The organism is Streptococcus equinus, assembly GCF_049393735.1.
GTDB lineage: Bacteria > Bacillota > Bacilli > Lactobacillales > Streptococcaceae > Streptococcus > Streptococcus equinus_G.
In genome coordinates this window covers 59,248-74,122 of record NZ_CP185946.1, presented here as the reverse complement: position 1 = coordinate 74,122, position 14,875 = coordinate 59,248, and the positions used below count along the sequence as shown (strand labels likewise).

General features: G+C 39.7%; 29 protein-coding genes. All 29 read right to left on the bottom strand.

Annotated features, from left to right (window positions below; all coding sequences use genetic code 11):
- Positions 1-225: 225 nt before the first annotated feature.
- Positions 226-612, bottom strand: coding sequence for a 50S ribosomal protein L17 (gene rplQ, locus ACNTMY_RS00525; protein WP_003067190.1), 387 nt, complete (start codon positions 610-612; stop codon positions 226-228).
- 14 nt (positions 613-626) lie between these two features.
- Positions 627-1,565, bottom strand: coding sequence for a DNA-directed RNA polymerase subunit alpha (locus ACNTMY_RS00520; RefSeq protein ID WP_009853219.1), 939 nt, complete (start codon positions 1,563-1,565; stop codon positions 627-629).
- Between the two features lie 48 nt (positions 1,566-1,613).
- Positions 1,614-1,997, bottom strand: a complete 384-nt coding sequence (gene rpsK / locus ACNTMY_RS00515; RefSeq protein ID WP_003062885.1) for a 30S ribosomal protein S11 — start codon at positions 1,995-1,997, stop codon at positions 1,614-1,616.
- A 17-nt stretch (positions 1,998-2,014) separates the two neighbouring features.
- Positions 2,015-2,380, bottom strand: a complete 366-nt coding sequence (gene rpsM, locus ACNTMY_RS00510; RefSeq protein ID WP_006531334.1) for a 30S ribosomal protein S13 — start codon at positions 2,378-2,380, stop codon at positions 2,015-2,017.
- Between the two features lie 17 nt (positions 2,381-2,397).
- Positions 2,398-2,514, bottom strand: coding sequence for a 50S ribosomal protein L36 (gene rpmJ / locus ACNTMY_RS00505; RefSeq protein ID WP_002959355.1), 117 nt, complete (start codon positions 2,512-2,514; stop codon positions 2,398-2,400).
- A 25-nt stretch (positions 2,515-2,539) separates the two neighbouring features.
- Positions 2,540-2,758, bottom strand: coding sequence for a translation initiation factor IF-1 (gene infA, locus ACNTMY_RS00500; RefSeq protein WP_001040189.1), 219 nt, complete (start codon positions 2,756-2,758; stop codon positions 2,540-2,542).
- A gap of 117 nt (positions 2,759-2,875) precedes the next feature.
- Complete coding sequence (locus ACNTMY_RS00495) at positions 2,876-3,532, bottom strand: adenylate kinase (RefSeq protein WP_423216278.1); 657 nt, start codon at positions 3,530-3,532, stop codon at positions 2,876-2,878.
- Between the two features lie 96 nt (positions 3,533-3,628).
- A complete protein-coding gene (gene secY / locus ACNTMY_RS00490; RefSeq protein WP_003067201.1) occupies positions 3,629-4,933 on the bottom strand; it encodes a preprotein translocase subunit SecY in 1,305 nt (434 codons plus the stop codon).
- 16 nt (positions 4,934-4,949) lie between these two features.
- Positions 4,950-5,390 (bottom strand): 50S ribosomal protein L15, encoded by a 441-nt coding sequence (gene rplO / locus ACNTMY_RS00485; RefSeq protein WP_003067203.1) that lies wholly within the window; start codon positions 5,388-5,390, stop codon positions 4,950-4,952.
- 141 nt (positions 5,391-5,531) lie between these two features.
- Positions 5,532-5,714 (bottom strand): 50S ribosomal protein L30, encoded by a 183-nt coding sequence (gene rpmD, locus ACNTMY_RS00480; RefSeq protein WP_006531331.1) that lies wholly within the window; start codon positions 5,712-5,714, stop codon positions 5,532-5,534.
- 14 nt (positions 5,715-5,728) lie between these two features.
- The gene (rpsE, locus tag ACNTMY_RS00475; protein WP_003067208.1) at positions 5,729-6,223 is read right to left on the bottom strand and encodes a 30S ribosomal protein S5; all 495 of its coding nucleotides are present in this window, start codon (positions 6,221-6,223) and stop codon (positions 5,729-5,731) included.
- Between the two features lie 18 nt (positions 6,224-6,241).
- Positions 6,242-6,598: a 50S ribosomal protein L18 gene (rplR, locus tag ACNTMY_RS00470; RefSeq protein WP_003001342.1), complete on the bottom strand. Its 357-nt coding sequence runs from the start codon at positions 6,596-6,598 to the stop codon at positions 6,242-6,244.
- 106 nt (positions 6,599-6,704) lie between these two features.
- The gene (rplF, locus tag ACNTMY_RS00465; protein WP_423216277.1) at positions 6,705-7,241 is read right to left on the bottom strand and encodes a 50S ribosomal protein L6; all 537 of its coding nucleotides are present in this window, start codon (positions 7,239-7,241) and stop codon (positions 6,705-6,707) included.
- 138 nt (positions 7,242-7,379) lie between these two features.
- Positions 7,380-7,778, bottom strand: coding sequence for a 30S ribosomal protein S8 (gene rpsH / locus ACNTMY_RS00460; protein WP_014293741.1), 399 nt, complete (start codon positions 7,776-7,778; stop codon positions 7,380-7,382).
- Positions 7,779-7,942: 164 nt separating this feature from the next.
- Positions 7,943-8,128 (bottom strand): type Z 30S ribosomal protein S14, encoded by a 186-nt coding sequence (locus ACNTMY_RS00455; RefSeq protein WP_003062863.1) that lies wholly within the window; start codon positions 8,126-8,128, stop codon positions 7,943-7,945.
- A 17-nt stretch (positions 8,129-8,145) separates the two neighbouring features.
- A complete protein-coding gene (rplE, locus tag ACNTMY_RS00450; RefSeq protein WP_021141409.1) occupies positions 8,146-8,688 on the bottom strand; it encodes a 50S ribosomal protein L5 in 543 nt (180 codons plus the stop codon).
- Between the two features lie 28 nt (positions 8,689-8,716).
- Entirely contained in the window at positions 8,717-9,022 is a 306-nt protein-coding gene (gene rplX, locus ACNTMY_RS00445; protein WP_003067218.1) for a 50S ribosomal protein L24, read from the bottom strand.
- A 75-nt stretch (positions 9,023-9,097) separates the two neighbouring features.
- Positions 9,098-9,466 carry a 50S ribosomal protein L14 gene (gene rplN / locus ACNTMY_RS00440; protein WP_003062856.1) on the bottom strand — a complete coding sequence of 123 codons (369 nt, stop codon included), beginning with the start codon at positions 9,464-9,466 and terminating at the stop codon, positions 9,098-9,100.
- Between the two features lie 24 nt (positions 9,467-9,490).
- Positions 9,491-9,751 carry a 30S ribosomal protein S17 gene (gene rpsQ / locus ACNTMY_RS00435; RefSeq protein WP_002887061.1) on the bottom strand — a complete coding sequence of 87 codons (261 nt, stop codon included), beginning with the start codon at positions 9,749-9,751 and terminating at the stop codon, positions 9,491-9,493.
- Between the two features lie 27 nt (positions 9,752-9,778).
- Complete coding sequence (rpmC, locus tag ACNTMY_RS00430) at positions 9,779-9,985, bottom strand: 50S ribosomal protein L29 (RefSeq protein WP_003062854.1); 207 nt, start codon at positions 9,983-9,985, stop codon at positions 9,779-9,781.
- A gap of 9 nt (positions 9,986-9,994) precedes the next feature.
- Positions 9,995-10,408, bottom strand: coding sequence for a 50S ribosomal protein L16 (rplP, locus tag ACNTMY_RS00425; protein WP_003029477.1), 414 nt, complete (start codon positions 10,406-10,408; stop codon positions 9,995-9,997).
- A 3-nt stretch (positions 10,409-10,411) separates the two neighbouring features.
- Positions 10,412-11,065 carry a 30S ribosomal protein S3 gene (gene rpsC / locus ACNTMY_RS00420; RefSeq protein ID WP_021141408.1) on the bottom strand — a complete coding sequence of 218 codons (654 nt, stop codon included), beginning with the start codon at positions 11,063-11,065 and terminating at the stop codon, positions 10,412-10,414.
- A gap of 12 nt (positions 11,066-11,077) precedes the next feature.
- Positions 11,078-11,422 (bottom strand): 50S ribosomal protein L22, encoded by a 345-nt coding sequence (rplV, locus tag ACNTMY_RS00415; protein ID WP_003062848.1) that lies wholly within the window; start codon positions 11,420-11,422, stop codon positions 11,078-11,080.
- A 15-nt stretch (positions 11,423-11,437) separates the two neighbouring features.
- Positions 11,438-11,713, bottom strand: coding sequence for a 30S ribosomal protein S19 (rpsS, locus tag ACNTMY_RS00410; protein WP_020916215.1), 276 nt, complete (start codon positions 11,711-11,713; stop codon positions 11,438-11,440).
- Positions 11,714-11,815: 102 nt separating this feature from the next.
- On the bottom strand, positions 11,816-12,649 hold the full coding sequence (rplB, locus tag ACNTMY_RS00405) for a 50S ribosomal protein L2 (RefSeq protein ID WP_021141407.1): 834 nt from the start codon (positions 12,647-12,649) through the stop codon (positions 11,816-11,818).
- A gap of 17 nt (positions 12,650-12,666) precedes the next feature.
- Positions 12,667-12,963: a 50S ribosomal protein L23 gene (locus ACNTMY_RS00400; protein ID WP_003062842.1), complete on the bottom strand. Its 297-nt coding sequence runs from the start codon at positions 12,961-12,963 to the stop codon at positions 12,667-12,669.
- Positions 12,963-13,586 (bottom strand): 50S ribosomal protein L4, encoded by a 624-nt coding sequence (rplD, locus tag ACNTMY_RS00395; RefSeq protein WP_003067225.1) that lies wholly within the window; start codon positions 13,584-13,586, stop codon positions 12,963-12,965. The genes ACNTMY_RS00400 and rplD overlap by 1 nt, the downstream gene beginning before the upstream one ends.
- Positions 13,587-13,609: 23 nt before the next feature.
- On the bottom strand, positions 13,610-14,236 hold the full coding sequence (rplC, locus tag ACNTMY_RS00390; protein ID WP_003067226.1) for a 50S ribosomal protein L3: 627 nt from the start codon (positions 14,234-14,236) through the stop codon (positions 13,610-13,612).
- Between the two features lie 109 nt (positions 14,237-14,345).
- Positions 14,346-14,654 carry a 30S ribosomal protein S10 gene (gene rpsJ, locus ACNTMY_RS00385; RefSeq protein WP_003067229.1) on the bottom strand — a complete coding sequence of 103 codons (309 nt, stop codon included), beginning with the start codon at positions 14,652-14,654 and terminating at the stop codon, positions 14,346-14,348.
- Between the last annotated feature and the right edge of the window lie 221 nt (positions 14,655-14,875).

The following is a 14,875-nucleotide window of genomic DNA, read 5'->3' as shown; positions in this document are numbered from 1 at the left end:
AGAAACCTCGGGAATCCTCGAGAAAGATAAAATTTGCCGTAAATGCAATAGAAAAACGCCTGCTTACGAAGTGTTTCTAATCTAGAGACATTTCGTAAACAAGCGTTACTTATCTATCACCAATATGATGAGTGTTCCCGCTAGGAAAAAATCCTAGCGGTAGACCAGAGCTAGACTAAGAACCAGAGGTTCCATCATCATAACACTCAACAAAATTGATAAAAATTAAACTAATTCAATGATTGCCATTGGAGCAGCATCACCACGGCGAGGTTCAGTTTTAAGAATACGAGTGTATCCACCGTTGCGTTCTGCGTAGCGAGGTGCGATTTCATCGAAAAGTTTTTGAAGAGCTGTTTGTGAAGAGTATTTTTCAGTAGCTTCATCAAAGTTTTCAGATGCAATTTCATTACGTACGAAAGCAGCAGCTTGACGACGTGCATGAAGGTCACCACGTTTACCTAAAGTAATCATTTTTTCAACTGTTTTACGGATTTCTTTAGCACGAGCTTCAGTTGTTACAATAGATTCGTTAATCAATAGATCTGTTGTCAAATCACGAAGCATTGCTTTACGTTGTGAGCTAGTGCGTCCTAGTTTACGGTAAGCCATTTTATCCTCCTATATTATTTATCGTTTTTGAGTCCGAGTCCAAGATCAGCAAGTTTAACTTTGACTTCTTCAAGGCTCTTACGACCAAGGTTACGGACTTTCATCATTTCGGGCTCAGTTTTTTCTGTCAAATCAAATACAGTGTTAATACCTGCACGTTTAAGACAGTTATATGAGCGGACTGACAAATCAAGTTCTTCGATAGTACGGTCAAGCACTTTTTCATCGTTAACTTTTTCAGTTTCTTTCATTACATCAGTGTTTTTAGCAACTTCTGTAAGGTCAGTAAATAGATTCAAGTGTTCGATCAAAACGCGTGCAGATAGACCTAAAGCATCTTCAGGAATGATTGTGCCATTTGTCATGATTTCGATTGTCAATTTATCAAAGCCGTCATTGCTACCTACACGAGCAGGTTCAACTTGATAATTAACTTTCTTCACTGGTGTGTAGATTGAATCTACAGCCAGTGTTCCCACTGGAGCATCTTCTTTTTTATTACCTTCTGCTGGAACGTAACCACGTTTTTTAGCAACAGTCATTGTAGCTTTCAAACTGTGTCCTTCAGCAATAGTAAAGAGATAGTGGTCTGGGTTGACAATTTCAACATCGCTATCTGTCAAAATGTCTCCTGCAGTTACTTCTGCTGGACCTTCAACGTCAAGTTCGATAATTTTTTCATCGTCAACATAAGATTTTACTGCAAGTCCTTTAATGTTAAGGATGATTTGCATAACATCTTCGCGTACACCTGGAATAGTGTCAAATTCGTGGAGTACTCCATCAATTTTAATTGATGTTACTGCCGCACCTGGGAGTGAAGACAAGAGTACACGACGAAGAGAATTACCTAGAGTTGTACCATAACCACGTTCAAGTGGTTCGATAACAAATCTGCCGTAATCTTTATTTTCATCAATTTTTGTTATTATTGGTTTTTCAAACTCAATCATTTATTATACTCCCTCGAAACGAATCTTGTGTACTATTAACAATTATGATTACACACGACGACGTTTTGGAGGACGAGCACCATTGTGTGGCACAGGAGTAACGTCACGGATTGAAGTCACTTCAAGACCAGCAGCAGCAAGAGCACGAATAGCAGACTCACGACCTGAACCAGGACCTTTTACAGTAACTTCAACAGTTTTAAGACCATGTTCTTGTGCAGATTTAGCAGCAGCTTCAGCAGCCATTTGTGCAGCGAATGGAGTAGATTTACGAGAACCTTTGAATCCAAGAGCACCAGCTGATGACCAAGCAATTGCATTACCGTGCACATCTGTAATCATAACAATAGTGTTATTGAATGTAGCGTGAATATGAGCAACACCAGATTCGATGTTCTTTTTCACACGACGTTTACGTGTTGGTTTAGCCAATTTTTTTACCTCCTATTTTATTTTTTCTTACCTGCAATCGCAACAGCTTTACCTTTACGAGTGCGAGCGTTATTTTTAGTGTTTTGACCACGGACAGGAAGTCCACGACGGTGACGGATACCACGGTATGAACCAATTTCCATCAAGCGTTTGATGTTCATGTTCACTTCACGACGAAGGTCACCTTCAACTTTGATTGCATCAACTTCACGACGGATAGCATCTTCTTGGTCTGATGTTAAATCTTTAACACGGATGTCTTCAGAAATACCAGCAGCTGCTAAGATTTTCTTAGAAGTTGCAAGACCGATACCATATACATAAGTAAGTGAAATTACTACACGTTTTTCATTTGGAATATCAACTCCAGCAATACGAGCCATTTTTTCTCCTTTCTATATTATCCTTGACGTTGTTTGTGTTTTGGATTTGATGGACAAATTACCATAACACGACCGTTACGACGAATAACTTTACAGTATTCGCAAATTGGTTTGACTGATGGTCTTACCTTCATTTTTTAATCCCTCCAATTATTTCGATTATTTAAAGCGGTATGTGATACGTCCACGTGTTAAATCGTAAGGACTCATTTCAACAGTAACACGGTCACCTACCAAAATACGAATGTAGTTTTTACGGATTTTTCCTGATACAGTTGCCAAGATTTGGTGTCCATTTTCTAATTCAACAGTAAACATAGCGTTAGGCATCGTCTCAACAACTTTACCTTCAATTTCAATCACATCTTCTTTTGCCACGCAAAAGTACCCCCTAAATTTCGATTTGATGTCCTCTGAGTGCAGAGGTAACAATTATAAGCCAGACTAGCCTATTATATCACGACTCTTCTACTTGTGCAAGTAGAAACTCTTAAATTATTTTAATGATGAGATTGCTTTTGCAATGTCAGCAAATACATCATCAATGTCTTGGTTACCTTGAACATCAAAAACAATACCAGCTTTACGATAGTGTTCGATGATTGGTGCACCTTGAGCAATATTAACATCTAGACGACGTTTAACAGTTTCAGGTTTGTCATCTTCACGTTGATAGAAGTCATGTCCTTCACATGCATCACAAGTTCCTTCAACTTTTGTTGGATTGAATACTTTGTGATAAGTTGCTCCACAAGAACGGCAGATGAAACGACCTGATAGACGTTCAATCAAGCTTTCTGGATTAACGTCGATGTTGATAACACCGTCCAATTTAAGATCCAAGTTTTTAAGTGTTTCGTCCAAAGCGTGTGCTTGTTCGATAGTACGTGGGTATCCATCAAGCAAGAAACCTTTTTCAGCGATATCAGCTTGTGCCAAACGTTCTTTAACGATACCGTTAGTTACTTCATCTGGTACAAGTTCACCTTTGTCGATGAATGATTTAGCAAGAACACCCATTTCAGTTTTGTTTGCCATTGCAGCACGGAACATGTCTCCAGTTGAAATGTGAGCTACGCCAAATTTTTCAACGATTTTCGCAGCTTGAGTTCCTTTACCAGCACCTGGTAAACCCATGATTAAAAGATTCATGATACTCTCCTTATTTTATTTTTAAATAAATTTAACACCGAAGTGCTAAACTTATTCAAAAACAAAATAGAAAGGTTGACTAGGTCAACCTATATTCTATTCTGCTGTATTCATGAAACCAACATACTGTCTCTTCAAGAGATAACCTTCAAGTTGTTTCATTCCTTCAATGCCTGTTGAGATCAAGATTAGAAGACTTGTTCCTCCAAGGGCAATACTACTAGATAGATTCATTGCTTGTTGAGCAATAATTGGTGTTAATGAAATAAACGCCAAGAAAATTGATCCTACAGTAGCTAATTTCTTCAATAATGAAGACAAATATTCTTCTGTTTCGCGTCCAGGTCGAACACTAGGAATATATGACGCACCCTTTTGTAAGTTTTCTGCAGTTTTTTCAGGATTAACTTGTACAAAAGTATAGAAGAATGAGAATAAAATAATTAGTACTGCATAAATTACCATTCCGATCGGTGTTTGGTAATTCAAGAATGATTCTAGAGTTGTAAGCCAAGGAATATCATGTCCATTTGAAATCAACGGAATAATCGTACTTGGAATCGTTGTAATCGAACTGGCAAAGATAACGGGAATGACGCCAGCCGGATTAATTTTTAAAGGAAGATAAGAACTTGTTGGTGCTCCTTGAACAAGTTTTGTATATTGGATTGGAATTTTATATTCTGCTTGTTGGACAAAGGTTGTAAAGAAAACAATTGCCAATACAGCAACGATTAACAAAGCTACAAAGATGTATGAAGATACTAAATCACTTGAACGAACATTTACAAAGAAATCTTCATAGATTGTTGAAATCGCATTTGGAATTGATGAAATGATACCAGCAAAGATAATCATTGAGACACCATTTCCGAAACCTTTATCGGTGATTTGTTCTCCAAGCCAAGTCACAATCATACTACCTGTTGTGAGCAAAGCCCCAATCAAGATATATGTTTTAACATTTGGTGTTGAAACAAGTGAAATGCTTGATAAAGTATTAAAGCCTGCTGTAATCCCAATTGATTGGATAAATGCAAGAACTAGTGAAATATAGCGAGTCGCTTGGTTTAACTTACGACGACCAACCTCACCTTGTTTGCTCCATTCAACAAACTTAGGCAAAATATCCATCTGTAACAGTTGAACAATGATAGATGCTGTGATGTACGGGCTAACACCCATTGAGAATACAGAGAAGTTACTCATAGCATTACCAGAAACAAGGTTCAACATATTAAGAAAGGGAAGTTCACCTAGTTGGTCAAGACTTTTGGCATTAATACCTGGCACGGTAATATGCGTACCAACTCGGAAAACAAAGATGATAAAAAGCGTAAAGAAAATTTTATTTCTTACATTTTTTACCTTTAGTGCATCTTTAAGTAATTTAAAGAACATACCGAGTCCTCCTCAATTAGATGACTTCGATTGAACCACCTTTTGCAGTGATAGCTGCTTCAGCAGATTTTGAGAATTTAGCTGCTTTAACAGTCAATTTTTTAGTCAATTCGCCGTTACCAAGAACTTTAACGCCTGATTTTTCAGCACGGATGATTCCAGCTTCTTTAAGAACAACTGGAGTTACTTCTGTACCATCTTCGAAAACGTTAAGTTGGTCAAGGTTTACAAGAGCATATTCTTTAGCGTTGATGTTCAAGAAACCACGTTTTGGCATACGACGGAACAATGGAGTTTGTCCACCTTCAAAACCAAGACGTACTTTACCACCGCTACGAGCTTTTTGACCTTTTTGACCGCGTCCAGCAGTTTTACCGTTACCAGATGAAGTACCACGACCTACACGGTTACGGACTTTACGAGAACCTTCAGCAGGTTTAAGTTCATGAAGTTTCATTATTAATTTCTCCTTATTTGTAAAATGCTAGCGCCTCTATGAGGGGAAAGGACTCCCCATAGAAACTCGCCTATACTATATCTAGTTTAAGTCGCAAGAGTCTCCCCCCGCGACTTAAACCTAAAATTTATTTAATGTTAATTATTTAACATCTTCAACAGTTACCAAGTGTGAAACTGAAGTAACCATTCCACGGATAGCTGGAGTGTCTTCTTTGACAACTGAGCTATGTAATTTACCAAGTCCAAGAGCAGCAACTGTTTTACGTTGTGCAGGAATGCGTCCGATTGGAGACTTAGTCAAAGTGATTTTAATTTGAGCCATTATTATCCCCTTTCTTAAGCTAAGTCAGAAACTGAAATACCGCGAAGAGCAGCAACTTCTTCTGCACGTTTAAGTTGTTTCAAACCTTCAACAGTTGCGCGAACAATGTTGATTGGAGTGTTTGAGCCAAGTGATTTAGATGTAACATCTGCAACACCAGCCAATTCGATGACGGCACGAACAGCACCACCAGCGGCAACCCCAGCACCTTCTACAGCAGGTTTCAACAATACTTTAGCTCCACCGAATTCTGAACGAACTTCGTGAGGAATTGTTGTACCAACCATAGGTACTTCGATCAAGTTTTTCTTAGCGTCTTCAACAGCTTTACGAATAGCTTCTGGTACTTCTTGAGCTTTACCAGTACCGAAACCTACACGACCATTACGGTCACCAACAACTACAAGAGCAGCAAAGCGAAGACGACGTCCACCTTTAACAACTTTTGTAACACGGTTGATCGCAACAACGCGTTCTTCAAGTTCAACTGCATTATCTTTAAATGCCATTATTTAGTGTCCTCCCTATTAGAATTTCAATCCGTTTTCACGAGCTGAGTCAGCCAAAGCTTTAACACGTCCGTGATAGAGATATCCACCGCGGTCAAACACCACTTCAGAAATACCTTTAGCTACTGCGCGTTCAGCAACAAGTTTACCGACAACAACGGCTTGTTCTGTTTTAGTTCCTTTAGAAACTTCTTTATCAAGAGTTGATGCACTTGCGAGCGTTACACCCGCTACGTCATCAATAACTTGAGCGTAGATGCCTGTATTAGAACGGAAAACGTTCAAACGTGGGCGATCAGCAGTTCCAGAGAGTTTACCGCGAACGCGACGGTGGCGTTTTTGGCGGATTTTGTTTTTATCTGGTTTCGAAATCACAATTTTCACCTCTTAATTAATTGATTAATGTCAAAACGACATTGTTGTATAAATGTTAGCATATGAGTTCTGCGAGAATAACTCTCGCAAAATCTCCCATAAGCTATTATTTACCTGTTTTACCTTCTTTACGACGTACGTATTCACCAACGTAACGGATACCTTTACCTTTGTAAGGTTCTGGAGCACGAAGGCTACGGATGTAAGCAGCTGTTTGACCAACAACTTCTTTGCTGATACCGTTAACGACGATTGAAGTTGCAGATGGCACTTCAAATGAAATTCCTTCTGGAGCTTCTACTTCGTCTTGGTGAGATTTACCTACAGAAAGTACAAGTTTTGAACCTTGAAGTTGAGCACGGTAACCAACCCCGCGCATTTCAAGTTCTTTTTTGAAACCTTCAGAAACACCAACAACCATGTTGTTCAAGTTAGCACGAGCTGTACCGTGGATTGTTTTCATTTCTTTTGAGTCGTTTGGACGGTGAAGTGAAACTTCAGTTCCTTCAACTTTGATTTCAATGTTTTTGTTAAACTCACGAGTGAGTTCGCCTTTAGGTCCTTTAACAGTTACTACGTTGTTGTTGTTAGTAACTTCTACACCAGCAGGCAAGTTGATAACTTTATTACCAATACGTGACATAGTTTTATTTTCTCCTGTTAAATTGTCAAGCCGCAAAAAGCGACGAGTTTTCACGGGGCGACTATCTGCACCAAGGTGCTTAATAGTCCATTATAACGTTAGTAAGCCTCTCTCCAAAAACTTGGAGAAAAGAAATTCTTACCAAATGTAAGCAATAACTTCTCCACCAACGTTCTTTTGACGAGCTTCTTTGTCAGTCAAAAGACCTTCTGATGTAGAAATGATTGCAATTCCAAGTCCGTTAAGAACTTTAGGAACATCTTCACGTTTTGCGTAAACACGAAGACCTGGTTTAGAGATACGTTTCAAGTTAGTGATAACACGTTCACCGTTTTGTCCGTATTTAAGGAATACGCGGATGATACCTTGTTTGTCATCTTCGATAACTTCAACGTTTTTCACGAAACCTTCGCGTTTAAGGATTTCAGCAATACCTTTTTTAATGTTTGATGCAGGTACTTCAAGCACTTCGTGTTTTGCTTGGTTAGCGTTACGAATGCGTGTCAAAAAGTCTGCAATTGGGTCAGTCATAACCATTTATATATTCTCCTCTTACTAGTAGTTTGAATAGTTCACTTGCTAGTTAATGTGCCTTACGGCTTGTTTTCAAGAATGATTCTTGAACCCATCATGAACTTTGCCAAACAGAAGAAAAAATTCTTCTATATGGCTTGTTCAGTCAGGAATATTATATCATCGACTTACCAAGAAGCTTTGGTAACGCCTGGGATTTGTCCTTTGTAAGCTAACTCACGGAAGCAAACACGGCAAAGTTTGAATTTGCGGTAAACTGAGTGTGGACGGCCACAACGTTCGCAACGAGTGTAAGCTTGCGTAGAGAATTTCGCAGGGCGATGATTCTTAGCAATCATAGATTTTTTAGCCAATTGATTTACCTCCTAAATTATTTTGCAAAAGGCATTCCAAGGCCTTTAAGCAATTCACGACCTTCTTCGTCAGTGTTAGCAGTAGTTACGATAACGATATCAAGACCACGTACTTTATCAACATCATCAAAGTTGATTTCTGGGAAGATCAATTGTTCTTTCACACCAAGTGTGTAGTTACCACGTCCGTCAAATGATTTTGTTGGAACACCGTGGAAGTCACGAACACGTGGAAGTGAAACAGTTACCAATTTATCTAAGAATTCGTACATACGTTCACCACGAAGGGTAACTTTTGCACCGATCGCTACACCTTCACGAAGACGGAAGCCAGCGATTGATTTCTTAGCTTTAGTAATCAATGGTTTTTGACCTGAGATAAGTGCCAATTCAGCAGCAGCTTTTTCAAGGTTTTTAGCATTATTTACAGCATCACCAACACCCATGTTAAGAACGATTTTCTCAACTTTTGGGACAGCCATAACTGAAGTGTAGTTGAATTTTTCAGTCAAAGCAGGAACTACTTCGTTAGTGTATTTTTCTTTTAAACGATTTACCATTACTTATACTTTCTCCTTTCCTTCGTGATTAATCAAGCACTTCGCCTGATTTTTTGTTGTAACGAACTTTTTTGCCGTCTACAACTTTGTAACCAACACGTCCTGCAACACCATTTTTGTCAAGAACTTGAACGTTAGACACATGGATTGGTGCTTCTTTTTCCACGATAGCACCTTGAGGGTTTACGTTGTTTGGTTTTTGATGTTTTTTAACAATAGCAACACCTTCAACGACAACTTTGTTGACTTTAGGAAGGGCTTTAAGAACTACAGCTTCAACGCCTTTGTCCTTACCAGCAATAACGCGAACTTTATCGCCTTTTTTTACAAACATTTGGTTTTTCTCCTATTATTTCTTACGCCCTAATGGGCACCCTGCAAAAAGCAGGGGACTTAGTTTGTGTTCTTATTAAAGTACTTCTGGTGCAAGTGATACGATCTTCATGAAGCCACCTTCACGCAATTCACGTGCAACAGGGCCGAAGATACGAGTTCCGCGAGGAGTTTTATCGTCACGGATGATTACTGCAGCGTTGTCGTCAAATTTGATGTATGAACCGTCTGGACGGCGTGCACCTGATTTAGTACGAACAACAACAGCTTTTACGACATCACCTTTTTTAACAGCTCCACCAGGAGTAGCTTGTTTTACAGAAGCAACGATTACGTCACCGATGTTAGCGAATTTACGTCCTGAACCACCAAGAACTTTGATAGTCAAGATTTCACGAGCACCGCTATTATCAGCAACTTTCAAGCGAGTTTCTTGTTGAATCATTTCAATTTTCTCCTTTTAGTTTGATTAGATAATAACAGCTTTTTCCACAACTTCTACAAGACGGAAACGTTTTGTAGCTGAAAGTGGACGAGTTTCCATGATACGAACGATATCGCCTTCTTTAGCAACGTTGTTTTCATCATGTGCTTTGTATTTTTTAGAATAGTTGATACGTTTACCATAGACTGGGTGGTTACGTTTAGTTTCAACTACAACAGTGATTGTTTTATCCATTTTGTCAGATACTACGCGTCCAACAAGGGTTTTACGTTGATTACGTTCCATTATTAGAATTTCTCCTTTCCCAATCTATTATTTCTTTTCAGATTGCACTGTTTTAACACGTGCAATTTGTTTTTTAACTTCGTTCAAACGAGCAGTTTGATCAAGTTGACCTGCTGCAGCTTGGAAACGAAGATCGAAAAGTTCTTTCTTAAGTTCGTTTTCTTTCTTAGCAAGTTCTTCTTGAGAAAGACCACGAAGCTCTTTAACAAAATCTTTAATTTCTTGAAGTTTCATGATTTCTCCTTATTCTGCTTCACGTTTCACGAATTTAGTCTTAACTGGCAATTTGTGGCTAGCAAGACGAAGTGCTTCACGTGCAACTTCTTCAGGTACACCAGCAATTTCGAACATAACTTTACCACGTTTAACTGGTGCTACCCAACCTTCAGGTGCCCCTTTACCAGAACCCATACGTACACCGATAGCTTTAGCAGTGTATGATTTGTGTGGGAAGATTTTAATCCAAACTTTACCACCACGTTTCATGTAACGAGTCATAGCGATACGGGCAGCTTCGATTTGGCGGTTTGTGATCCAGTGGCTAGTAGTAGCTTGAAGACCGTATTCACCGAATGCGACTTCTTTACCACCTTTAGCTTCACCGCGCATTTTTCCACGGAATTCGCGACGGTGTTTAACACGTTTAGGTACTAACATTTGTTATTTGCCTCCTTTAGTGTTTTTACGAGCTGGAAGAACTTCACCACGGTAGATCCAAACTTTAACACCTAGTTTACCGTAAGTAGTGTCAGCTTCTTCCCAAGCGTAGTCGATATCTGCACGAAGTGTGTGAAGTGGAACAGTTCCTTCTGAGTAACCTTCAGCACGAGCGATATCAGCACCGTTCAAACGACCAGATACTTGAGTTTTGATACCTTTAGCACCTGCACGCATTGTACGTTGGATAGCTTGTTTTTGAGCACGACGGAAAGCAACACGTTGTTCAAGTTGACGTGCGATGTTTTCACCAACAAGGTGAGCGTCCAAATCAGGTTGTTTGATTTCAACGATGTTGATGTGAACTTGTTTTCCAGTCAATTTGTTAAGTTTAACGCGAAGAGCGTCTACGTTTGCTCCACCTTTACCGATAACCATACCTGGTTTAGCAGTGTGAAGTGAAACAATTACTTTATTTACAGCACGTTCGATTTCAATACGTGAAACTGAAGCGTCTGCCAATTCTGTTTGGATGAATTTGCGGATTGCAAGATCTTCATGAAGGTAATCCGCGTATTCTTTTTCAGCATACCATTTCGCATCCCAATCACGGATGATTCCGACACGCATACCAATTGGATGTACTTTTTGACCCACGATTTTACCTCCTTATTTTTCTGACACAACTACTGTTACGTGAGTTGTGCGTTTGTTGATTGGTGAAGCTGAACCTTTAGCACGTGGACGGAAACGTTTCATAGTTGGTCCTTCGTTTGCGAAAGTTTCAGATACTACCAAGTTAGCTTTTTCCAAACCAAAGTTGTTTTCTGCGTTAGCGATAGCAGAGTTAAGAACTTTTTCAACTACACGAGCTGCTTTGTTTGGAGTGAATTTCAAGATTGCGATTGCGTCAGCAACGTTCTTACCACGGATAAGATCAAGTACAAGACGTGTTTTACGAGGTGAAACACGGACTGTACGAGCCATTGCTTTAGCTGAAGTAATTTCTGCCATTGTGTCCTCCTCTTATTAACGTGTTTTCTTATCGTCAGCAGCGTGACCTTTGTAAGTACGAGTTGGTGCGAATTCACCAAGTTTGTGACCTACCATGTCTTCTTGAATGTAAACTGGTACGTGTTTACGTCCATCATAAACTGCGATTGTATATCCGATGAAACTTGGGAAAATCGTTGAACGACGTGACCAAGTTTTAATTACTTTTTTCTTTTCGTCGTTTGCTTGAGCTTCAACTTTTTTCATCAAATGCTCATCGACGAAAGGTCCTTTTTTAAGACTACGTCCCATTTTGTAGTTTTCTCCTTTAAATTATAGTACCACAGCGGCCTGTGTGCATAAAATGCACACTACCGAGCTGGCGGATGATTAATTAGCTAAGCGACTAGCTGATTATTTGTCGTTACGACGACGAATAATAAGTTTGTCAGATTGAGCTTTTTTGTTACGAGTTTTAAGACCAAGCGCAGGTTTACCCCAAGGAGTAGATGGCGCTTTACGTCCAACTGGTGCTTTACCTTCACCACCACCGTGTGGGTGATCATTAGGGTTCATTACAGAACCACGAACTGTAGGACGGATACCCATCCAGCGGCTGCGACCAGCTTTACCAAGGTTAACAAGAACTTGTTGTTCGTTACCTACAGTACCGATTGTAGCACGGCAAGTACCAAGAATCATACGAACTTCGCCTGATTGAAGACGAACAAGTACATATTTACCTTCTTGACCAAGAACTTGTGCAGATGCACCAGCGGCACGGATCAATTCAGCACCTTTACCTGGTTGAAGTTCGATGTTGTGAATAACTGTACCAACAGGGATGTTAGCAAGTGGAAGTGCGTTACCAACTTTGATATCTGCATCTGGACCTGAAACGATACGTTGACCAACTTCAAGACCTTTAGGTGCAAGGATGTAAGCTTTCACACCATCAGTGTAGTGTACAAGAGCGATGTTAGCTGTACGGTTTGGATCGTACTCGATAGTTTTAACAACTGCTTCAACGCCATCTTTGTTACGTTTGAAGTCAATCAAACGGTAGTGACGTTTGTGTCCGCCACCTTGGTGACGTACAGTGATGCGACCGTTGTTGTTACGACCAGCTTTGTTTTTAAGTGAAACAAGCAATGATTTCTCAGGAGTGCTTGTAGTGATTTCAGCAAAATCCAAAGAAGTCATATTACGACGACCATTTGTCGTTGGTTTATAAGCTTTAATACCCACGTTATTTCCTCCTTAGATTATTCAGCTTCAGCTGCAAACAACTCGATTGCTTTAGAATCAGCTGTAAGAGTGATGATAGCTTTTTTAGTTTTTGAAGTGAAACCAGTGTAACGACCAACACGTTTAGCTTTTGGTTTAACAGTTACAGTGTTCACGTTTGCAACTTTAACTCCATCAAAAGCAGCTTCAACAGCTTGTTTGATCAAAAGTTTGTGCGCACGAGAGTCAACTTCAAATGTATATTTACCTGCTTCGAGGTCGTACATTGATTTTTCAGTGATAACTGGTTTTTTGATTACGTCGTACAAATTCATTATGCAAGAACCTCCTCGATTGTAGAGATTGCTTCTTTAGTAACAAGAAGTTTGTCGCTGTTTACGATATCAAGAACACTTGCAGTTGTTGCAGTTGCAACTTTAACGTTTGGAAGGTTACGTGCAGAAAGAGCTGCAAATTCATTACCTTCTTCAAGGATTACAAGTACTTTTGAGTCAACGTTAAGAGCTGAAAGTACGTTTGCGAATTCAGCAGTTTTTGGAGCTGCAAATGAAAGGCTTTCTACAGCTACAAATTTTTCTTCAGCAACTTTAGCTGAGTAAACTGATTTCAATGCAAGGCGACGAACTTTTTGTGGAAGTTTGTATCCGTATGAACGTGGAGTTGGTCCGAAGACTACACCACCACCACGCCATTGTGGTGAGCGGATAGAACCTTGACGAGCGCGTCCAGTTCCTTTTTGACGCCATGGTTTACGACCACCACCAGATACTGCAGAGCGGTTTTTAACTGCGTGAGTACCTTGGCGAAGGCTAGCGCGTTGGCTGATAACAACATCAAACACTACTGATTCGTTTGGTTCGATACCGAAGATAGCGTCGTTCAATTCAACTGAGCTAACTTCTTTACCAGTTTGGTCAAATAGTTTTACGTTTGCCATTTTAACTGTTTTCTCCTTTCTTATTATTTAGCAGCCTTAACTGCTGATTTGATAGTGATAAGAGATTTCTTAGCACCTGGTACGTTACCTTTGATAAGGATAACGTTTTTCTCTGGGATAACTTGGACAACTTCAAGGTTTTGGATTGTCACGCGGTTACCACCCATACGTCCTGCCAAGTGTTTGTTTTTGAAAACACGGTTAGGCGCAACAGGTCCCATAGAACCTGGACGACGGTGATAACGAGAACCGTGAGCCATTGGTCCACGAGCTTGACCATGGCGTTTGATAACACCTTGGAAACCTTTACCTTTAGATGTACCAGTTACATCAACAACATCTCCAGCTTCGAATGTATCAACTGTGATTTCTTGACCAACTTCTAAGCCTTCAATGTTTTTGAATTCACGAATGAAGCGCTTAGGAGCTGTGTTAGCTTTCGCTACATGGCCTTTGGCAGGTTTGTTGCTCAATACTTCACGTTTGTCGTCAAAACCAACTTGAACAGCTTCATAACCGTCTGTTTCAACAGTTTTCACTTGAAGCACAACGTTTGGAGTTGCTTCGATGACAGTAACAGGGATGAATTCACCAGATTCAGTGAAGATTTGAGTCATTCCCACTTTTTTCCCTAAGATTCCTTTTGTCATGAGAAAATATTTCCTTTACTTTATTTATTTAAAAAGTTTTTAATGAGCGTTTTTTATGCTCAAAAAAGTTTTTAACGAGCGTTTTTTGTGCTCAAGAATCAAATCCTTATTAAAGTTTGATTTCTACGTTAACACCACTTGGAAGATCCAATTTCATCAAAGCATCAACAGTTTTTTGTGTTGGGTTGACGATATCGATCAAGCGTTTGTGAGTACGCATTTCAAATTGTTCGCGAGAATCTTTGTATTTGTGAGTCGCACGAATAATTGTGTACAAGCTACGTTCAGTTGGAAGTGGAACTGGTCCAGCTACTGAAGCACCTGTACGTGTTGCAGTTTCAACAATTTTTTCTGCCGCTGTATCAAGTGTACGATGTTCGTATGCTTTCAAACGGATACGGATTTTTTTGTTTGCCATCTTTTTCTCCTTTTCGTCTATTTAAGATAATAGGCTAGCTCCTCAAGAAAACCAACACGCCTTTTGCGTGGCAATGCAACCGAGCGTGTCGCAACCTCTTGTATCATAGCTAAAGTCACTGTATCAACAGCACTTGTCTATAATATCAGATTTAACAGTGCATTGCAAGGATTTTGCTCCCTTTTTTTCGATTTTTTAGAAGAAACTGTTTTCAGTTTTCT

Bases quoted from the DNA above. Each gene is read 5' to 3' on its own strand.
- rplQ (WP_003067190.1), bottom strand. From the start codon at position 612: ATGGCTTACCGTAAACTAGGACGCACTAGCTCACAACGTAAAGCAATG.
- ACNTMY_RS00520 (WP_009853219.1), bottom strand. From the start codon at position 1,565: ATGATTGAGTTTGAAAAACCAATAATAACAAAAATTGATGAAAATAAA.
- rpsM (WP_006531334.1), bottom strand. From the start codon at position 2,380: ATGGCTCGTATTGCTGGAGTTGATATTCCAAATGAAAAACGTGTAGTA.
- rpmJ (WP_002959355.1), bottom strand. From the start codon at position 2,514: ATGAAGGTAAGACCATCAGTCAAACCAATTTGCGAATACTGTAAAGTT.
- ACNTMY_RS00495 (WP_423216278.1), bottom strand. From the start codon at position 3,532: ATGAATCTTTTAATCATGGGTTTACCAGGTGCTGGTAAAGGAACTCAA.
- secY (WP_003067201.1), bottom strand. From the start codon at position 4,933: ATGTTCTTTAAATTACTTAAAGATGCACTAAAGGTAAAAAATGTAAGA.
- rplO (WP_003067203.1), bottom strand. From the start codon at position 5,390: ATGAAACTTCATGAACTTAAACCTGCTGAAGGTTCTCGTAAAGTCCGT.
- rpmD (WP_006531331.1), bottom strand. From the start codon at position 5,714: ATGGCTCAAATTAAAATCACTTTGACTAAGTCTCCAATCGGACGCATT.
- rpsE (WP_003067208.1), bottom strand. From the start codon at position 6,223: ATGGCATTTAAAGATAATGCAGTTGAACTTGAAGAACGCGTTGTTGCG.
- rplF (WP_423216277.1), bottom strand. From the start codon at position 7,241: ATGTCACGTATTGGTAATAAAGTTATCAACTTGCCTGCTGGTGTAGAA.
- rpsH (WP_014293741.1), bottom strand. From the start codon at position 7,778: ATGGTTATGACTGACCCAATTGCAGACTTTTTGACACGCATTCGTAAC.
- rplE (WP_021141409.1), bottom strand. From the start codon at position 8,688: ATGGTAAATCGTTTAAAAGAAAAATACACTAACGAAGTAGTTCCTGCT.
- rplX (WP_003067218.1), bottom strand. From the start codon at position 9,022: ATGTTTGTAAAAAAAGGCGATAAAGTTCGCGTTATTGCTGGTAAGGAC.
- rplN (WP_003062856.1), bottom strand. From the start codon at position 9,466: ATGATTCAACAAGAAACTCGCTTGAAAGTTGCTGATAATAGCGGTGCT.
- rpsQ (WP_002887061.1), bottom strand. From the start codon at position 9,751: ATGGAACGTAATCAACGTAAAACCCTTGTTGGACGCGTAGTATCTGAC.
- rpmC (WP_003062854.1), bottom strand. From the start codon at position 9,985: ATGAAACTTCAAGAAATTAAAGATTTTGTTAAAGAGCTTCGTGGTCTT.
- rplP (WP_003029477.1), bottom strand. From the start codon at position 10,408: ATGTTAGTACCTAAACGTGTTAAACACCGTCGCGAATTCCGTGGAAAA.
- rplV (WP_003062848.1), bottom strand. From the start codon at position 11,422: ATGGCAGAAATTACTTCAGCTAAAGCAATGGCTCGTACAGTCCGTGTT.
- rpsS (WP_020916215.1), bottom strand. From the start codon at position 11,713: ATGGGACGTAGTCTTAAAAAAGGACCTTTCGTCGATGAGCATTTGATG.
- ACNTMY_RS00400 (WP_003062842.1), bottom strand. From the start codon at position 12,963: ATGAATTTGTACGACGTAATCAAAAAACCAGTTATCACTGAAAAATCA.
- rplD (WP_003067225.1), bottom strand. From the start codon at position 13,586: ATGGCAAACGTAAAACTATTTGACCAAACTGGTAAAGAAGTTAGCTCA.
- rplC (WP_003067226.1), bottom strand. From the start codon at position 14,236: ATGACAAAAGGAATCTTAGGGAAAAAAGTGGGAATGACTCAAATCTTC.
- rpsJ (WP_003067229.1), bottom strand. From the start codon at position 14,654: ATGGCAAACAAAAAAATCCGTATCCGTTTGAAAGCATACGAACATCGT.